Origin of the sequence: Mesorhizobium sp. M0772 (genome assembly GCF_040320135.1) — a bacterium.
Classification (GTDB): Bacteria; Pseudomonadota; Alphaproteobacteria; order Rhizobiales; family Rhizobiaceae; genus Mesorhizobium.
Window position 1 is genome coordinate 85115 of the sequence record NZ_JAMYPB010000021.1, and the last position, 6032, is coordinate 91146.

At 62.2% G+C, this 6032-nt stretch carries 4 protein-coding genes; 3 read left to right on the forward strand and 1 reads right to left on the reverse strand.

The window, feature by feature from the left end:
* Nucleotides 1–19: 19 nt before the first annotated feature.
* Together NKI06_RS16340 and NKI06_RS16345 are read left to right on the forward strand one after the other, a co-directional pair.
* Nucleotides 20–1309, forward strand: coding sequence for an HlyD family type I secretion periplasmic adaptor subunit (locus NKI06_RS16340; protein ID WP_023667951.1), 1290 nt, complete (start codon nucleotides 20–22; stop codon nucleotides 1307–1309).
* Complete coding sequence (locus NKI06_RS16345) at nucleotides 1299–1940, forward strand: ribbon-helix-helix domain-containing protein (RefSeq protein WP_023712249.1); 642 nt, start codon at nucleotides 1299–1301, stop codon at nucleotides 1938–1940. The genes NKI06_RS16340 and NKI06_RS16345 overlap by 11 nt, the downstream gene beginning before the upstream one ends.
* A gap of 85 nt (nucleotides 1941–2025) precedes the next feature.
* On the opposite strand, the gene NKI06_RS16350 is transcribed toward NKI06_RS16345, so the two are convergent.
* The gene (locus NKI06_RS16350; RefSeq protein WP_352986181.1) at nucleotides 2026–2970 is read right to left on the reverse strand and encodes a transglutaminase-like cysteine peptidase; all 945 of its coding nucleotides are present in this window, start codon (nucleotides 2968–2970) and stop codon (nucleotides 2026–2028) included.
* Between the two features lie 322 nt (nucleotides 2971–3292).
* On the opposite strand from NKI06_RS16350, the gene NKI06_RS16355 reads away from it, so the two are divergent.
* On the forward strand, nucleotides 3293–6032 hold a 2740-nt coding region (locus NKI06_RS16355; RefSeq protein WP_352986182.1), incomplete at its 3' end, for a beta strand repeat-containing protein.

The window sequence follows — 6032 nt, forward strand, 5'->3', positions numbered from 1 at the left end:
GCACGTTGGGACGTGGTAAATGCTAGCCAGGGAAGACCGTCCGCCGCTTTTTGCGTCGGCTTCGATATTCATTATCGGAGCGCTTTTTGCGAGTTCGGTGGCCTGGGCATCCTTCGCCGAGGTCGATGAAATCGCACGCGGCGACGGCAAGATCATACCGGCGTCGAAGACCCAGATCATCCAGGCCAGCGAGCCGGGCGTGGTTCAGGAAATCGCCGTGACGATCGGTCAGGTCGTCAAGAAGAATGACCTCATTATTCGTCTCGACAACACCTTCAACACTTCCAGCCTTGGCGAGCAGCAGGCCAAGGCGCGGGCGCTGCAGACGCGCATTGCACGGCTCCAATTCGAACAGACCGGCAGCCTCGAGGGCGCGTTTCCCTGTCCGTCCGAGATCCAGAAGGTGGCGCCGGAAATCTGCGACAACGAGCAGAAGCTGCTAATCGCGCGGCGCGACAACTTCGAAGTCAAACTGTCGGTTCTAAAGTCGCGGCTCGATCAGCGTGAGAAGGAACTCGACGAAGCCAACGCCAATGCCGATCGCCTCACCAAGAACCTGGCCGTCAGCGACCAGGAGGCGAAGCTGGTCGAAGCGATGGTCAAGAAAGGCCTGATGGCGCGAACCGAGCAGCTCCGCGTCGAGCGCGAGCAGACCGAGCTCAATGGTCAGCTGACGCTTGCCGGAGAGACCATCAAGAAAGCCAGGTCTGCCATCACGGAAGCCAAGCTTCAGGTCGACGAACTTGGCCTGCAGCTGCAACAGGAAGCGCTCAGCGATCTGACGCAGGCGCTGGCCGATCTCTCGGTGGTGGACGAGACGATACGCGGTGCCACCGACAAGGTGGCGCGTACCGATATCCGTTCGCCTGTCGACGGTATCGTCAACACGCTTGACATCAACACGGTCGGCGCCTTCGTCCAGCCCGGCGCGGTCGTCGCGGGTATCGTGCCGACGTCCGAGACCCTGCTGGTCGAAGCCCGGGTCTCACCGCGGGACGTCGCCTTCATCCGGCCGGGCCAGGATGCCCTGATCAAGGTGACCGCCTATGACTTCTCGATCTTCGGCGGCATCGAAGGCAAGGTGTCGAACATCACTGCCGACAGCCTTGTCGACCAAAAGACCGGCGAACCGTACTATCAGGTGCGTGTCGCCACCGACAAATCGACCCTGACACGCGACGGCAAGACCTATTCGATCATTCCCGGCATGATCTGTTCGGTCGACATCAAGACCGGACGCAAAACGATTCTCACCTACCTTCTGAAACCAATCAACAAGGCGCGGGAGGAGGCAATGAGTGAGCGATAGTGCGATCTCCCGCCCGGTCGATCGCGACCGGCTGCTGCCACCGCTGGCGAGTGAGGATTTCGGTCTCGAGTTCCGGGTTGTGGCGCGTGGCGGCACGCGCCGCGGCATTCGTCTGGAGAGGGCGTTCTGGACTTCGCTGAAGCAGATGGCGGAAAGCCGCAAATGCACCATCGGCACACTGATCGAGGAAATTGCAGAGAGCCACGCCAACGCCGGAAACCTGACATCGGCAATCCGCGTAGCCTGCATGCGTGGACTGGCCGACCAGAACGTCACCTTGCAGAGGCTCGCGTCGATCAAGACCATCAACGCCATTCTCGTCGCCTGTCCCTCGCCGGCCTTTGCCCTGGCATCGTCGAAGAAGATCCTGACCTTCAATGCGCCGTTCCAGCAGCTGGTGCGGCGGCAATTGCCGGTGGCGCCGAACGAGGACGCGCGCCAGGATCTCAAGCTGGCGCTGGACCTCAATGTCGCCGACATATTCGCCAGGCTGGACGCCAATGGCGAGACGCCGGTCGCGACCGGTTTCGTCATAGGCGCCGGCGACCGCCGCTACCGCGGTCAACTGAGCGCGGTGCGGGCGCCGGTGGTCGAGCCGGAACTGCTGATGGCGTTCGTCTTCGGCGGCTAGAGCAATTCCGGGAAAAGTGTGAGCGGTTTCCGTGGAAAATTGCGTCAAACAAGAGATAGAGCGCTCAAGACTCTCTGATGAGAGCTTACGGCTGCACACCTTCACCAGGCGCGACCGTCGAAAGGCCGCCCTTGATATCGGCTATTTGAGCAGAACCGGTCTTCGCGCCATGGATCCACGCGCGATCGGTGCTGAACGAATACAGCGGCACGTAGGTCGGCAGGTCTGTATCGCGGGAAACTACATTGCTCAAACTGTCGAGAATGAAGACGCCGCTGCCGGTGCTGACCGACAGCACGGCATGAAAGAAACCGCGCTTGCGATCCTGCAAGACGACCAGCGACATGCTCTGCGCCGGGATGCCTGCATGCAGCAGCGCAGCCATCTTGAGGATGGCGAAATCCTCGCAGTCCCCTGCCCGCCGCTCAAGGATTTCCCGGGGCTTGGCCCAGTAGTCGAGCTTGCCGTAAACCACGCTGTCCTTCTTGTAGGCGATGGCGCGATTTATACTTGAGTTGACGAAGAACAACTTATCGATGAAGCGCTTGTTCCCGGCTGCCTTGACTATCTCGGCAAAGGCGCTGTTATTGCGTTCGCACGCGCTGCTCGCGGTACAGTCGACAATTGCCTTGTAGACCGGCGCCCAGCGCGCCGAAACCGGGAAATTGCGCATCGACAGGGCAACAGAACCGAACACGCCGGGAATGATCGCCGCCGTCTGGATCAGGTCGATCCCGGCGGCGGGCGGCGCGATCGAAGAACCACGCTTTTCATCAACGGCAACAGGACCATAGCTGCTGAAAATCATGCCGATCCGGTAGGCTGAAACCGGCTGCCATGGCTGCGGCCGAGCCAGCGAAACGCCGCCGAGACTGGAAGGGGTTTCGACCGCCGCCAGAACTCCAGCGGCAGTGCCGGCATTCACGGTAATTGCTTTCGCGGATGATGGCTGCGGCAGGCTTGTGATCGCCATTGCCAGCAGGAGGAGCCTGAGCCCGGTTATTCCCAGGGCAGATTTTTCTTTTTTCATAACGCCCACCTCTTGACTGTGGACGGTACCAATCTTGTCTCAAATTACTGGAAAGGAAGGTGGATAAGTTTCCTTCAATCGGGAAGATCTATTTTGCGTAAAACTTTATTCAATTTTATACTTCTTTCACCAATCCAGCTCAGCCGGTGGATATCAAACGAGGCGCGGCGCGCCCAATGCATATCAGATTATATCTTCCGGGTTTACCTTACGTAAAAAATGCCGAGACTTGCATAACAGGATATATGAAATTGAGTGCGGGACAGTTGCAAAGCAGAAGTCGTCACTGTCTCTATCCGGGAAATGCCGGAGGGGTTTGGCGATGACGACGAGTAACGATTTGGATACCGTCTCGAATTCTTGGGACGAGCACTCTTCACATGAACATGGCGGCCCGCCATCGCAGGCAGGCATCCAGGTAGCGCAGGCCGCTCAGGCGGCGCCTGCCGAGCCGGTACCGGTCGATGTCGGCAGTGGCGCACCCGTTCAGCCGGCAGCACCCGCGGAGGCGAAAGCGCCGGCGGCAGCCGCGCCGCATGAATACGTGGCCGACGCCAGCAACATCGTGAAACTTCCGGCGGACGTCTCCATCGACAACATCAAGGTCGACGGCCACAATCTGTTGCTGGAACAGGCCGACGGTTCAGTCATCCTCATCAAGGATGGCGCGCTCAACGTGCCGACCTTCATCATCGGCGACGTCGAGGTTCCGCGCGTTGCCTTGCTGGCAGCGCTTGAGGCAAGCCATGTCGATGTCGCCTTCGGTGCCGATGGTTCCATATCGGCCGGCCCGGGCGGTTCGAACCCAAGCGCCGGCGCAGACTTCTCGGTTCCCCCCGGTGGCATCGGCGACGGGTTCGGTCTTTCGGCACTGTTGCCTCCGACAGACCTGGCGTTCGGCCAGCCGGATCATCGCGAGCTGTTCCCAAGCCTGCGGCCGGATTCCACACCGTCGATCATCGACCTGACGCCTTCCGTCGAGGGCGGCGACACCATCGTCAATGAAAAGGGCCTGCCGGAAAGCCCTGGGCCGGAAGGTTCGGGCGAAGCGTCGGCGCCAGGCGTTGACGGCGACATCTCCGAACACAACACCGGCACCTTCACCATCGCCTCTCCCGACGGTGTCGGCTCGCTGACCATCGCCGGCCAGGTGATTTCGGGCGCGGCTCTTGCCAACAGCGCATCGACGCCGATCGACATCATCACGCCGCTCGGCAACACGCTGACCGTCAACGGCTACGACGCCAGCACAGGCCAGGTGAGCTACAGCTACACGCTCGTCCATAGCGCGACTCACCCCGACGCGGGGACAGATTCCATCTTCGACGACATGACGGTGACGGTTACCGACACCGACGGAGACGTGTCCCTTCCGGGCACGCTGTCCGTTCAGATCGTCGACGACGTGCCGACGGCGCATGATGAGGCCTCGCAGTCGATTGCGGAAGGTGCCCCGGCGCTGACGGGCACGCTGGACTTCGTCGCCGGCGCCGACGGCGCGACGGTGACGCATATCAACGGCACGGCGCTGATCTTCGATGCCGGCACGGGTTACTCGCAGTTGATCGACATCGGCGCGGGCACCATCCAGGTGAAGGCGGACGGGTCCTACTCGTTCACGCCGGACGCTTCGGTGGATAACAGTTCCGGTCCGGTAGCTGTTAACGCGACCTACACTGTGACGGACGGCGATCTCGACACGTCGATGGCCAACATCGCCTTCACAATCACGGACGGCGCGGCCCCGGTTGCCGGCGCTCCGATCACGCTGGCGCTTGACGACCAGAACCTGAGTGACGGCTCGACGCCGGCCGGCGCTGACTTCGCCTCGAACTCGATCACCTTCCCGCCGGGCTCGGATGCGATCGCCTCGATCGCCTTTGGCACCGACCTGAGCGGGTTGAACACCGCCAACTTGACCTGGACCCGGGTGTCGGACACCCAGGTCGTCGGCAATGACGGCGCCGTGACTGTGGTGACGCTGGATCTGGCGGTTGCCAACAATGTGGCAACGGTGACGGCGACGCTGAACAACAATTACGATGCCCATCCTGGCATTAACGCCGACGACCTAGTCGATCTGGGCCATCTCGGCGTGGTTGCCACCGACACCGACGGCACCCAGGCGACAGGCACGGTCAACGTGACGGTGTCCGATGACGTGCCGACCGCGGTTGCCGACATCGACAGCATCGGGGCCGGCCTGTTCGGCCCGGCCACCGGCAATGTGCTGGTTGGCGGAACCGATGCCCTCGACGGCAACACGACCGACGGGGTTGCCGATACCAAGGGCGCCGACGGCGCTGCCGTGGTCGGCGTCGTCGCCGGCGACACCAATGCCGCCCTCGACAATACCGCAACACTCGGCGTGCAGATCCAGGGTCTCTACGGCAAGCTGACGCTGGCCGCCGACGGCACCTACACCTATACCCGCGATGCCGGCTCCGCCGGTGGCCATGACGACGTCTTCACCTACACCATCAAGGACGGCGACGGCGACACCTCGCACACCACGCTGACCATCTCGATCGGCAACTCGCCGCCGGTGATCACCGACCTGACGCCGGCCGCCAACGGCGGCGACGTCACCGTCAACGAGGATGACCTCCTGGCCAGCCGCGGCGTTGGCGAATCGGCCGGCTCCGACACCTCGAAGGAAAGCACCACCCAGGGCGGCACCTTCACCATCTCCTCGCCCGACGGCATCGCCTCGCTGACCATCGACGGCCATGCCTTCATCACCAACGGCGTGTTCACCGCCAGCTCCTTCACCACCGCGCTCGGCAATACGCTGAACGTGACCGGCTACAATCCCGCAACCGGCACCGTCAGCTATACCTACACGCTGCTCGACAACGAGGCCCATGCTACCGGCGCCTCCACCAACAGCCTGTTCGAGAACCTTGCCGTCTCGCTCACCGACCAGGACGGCCAGAACGCCACAGGCACGCTGTCCGTCAACATCGTCGATGACGTGCCGACCGCGGTTGCCGACATCGACAGCATCGGGGCCGGCCTGTTCGGCCCGGCCACCGGCAATGTGCTGGTTGGCGGAACCGATG

Excerpts from the sequence above, each read along its gene's own strand:
- NKI06_RS16340 (WP_023667951.1), top strand. The coding sequence starts at position 20 with ATGCTAGCCAGGGAAGACCGTCCGCCGCTTTTTGCGTCGGCTTCGATA.
- NKI06_RS16350 (WP_352986181.1), bottom strand. The coding sequence starts at position 2,970 with ATGAAAAAAGAAAAATCTGCCCTGGGAATAACCGGGCTCAGGCTCCTC.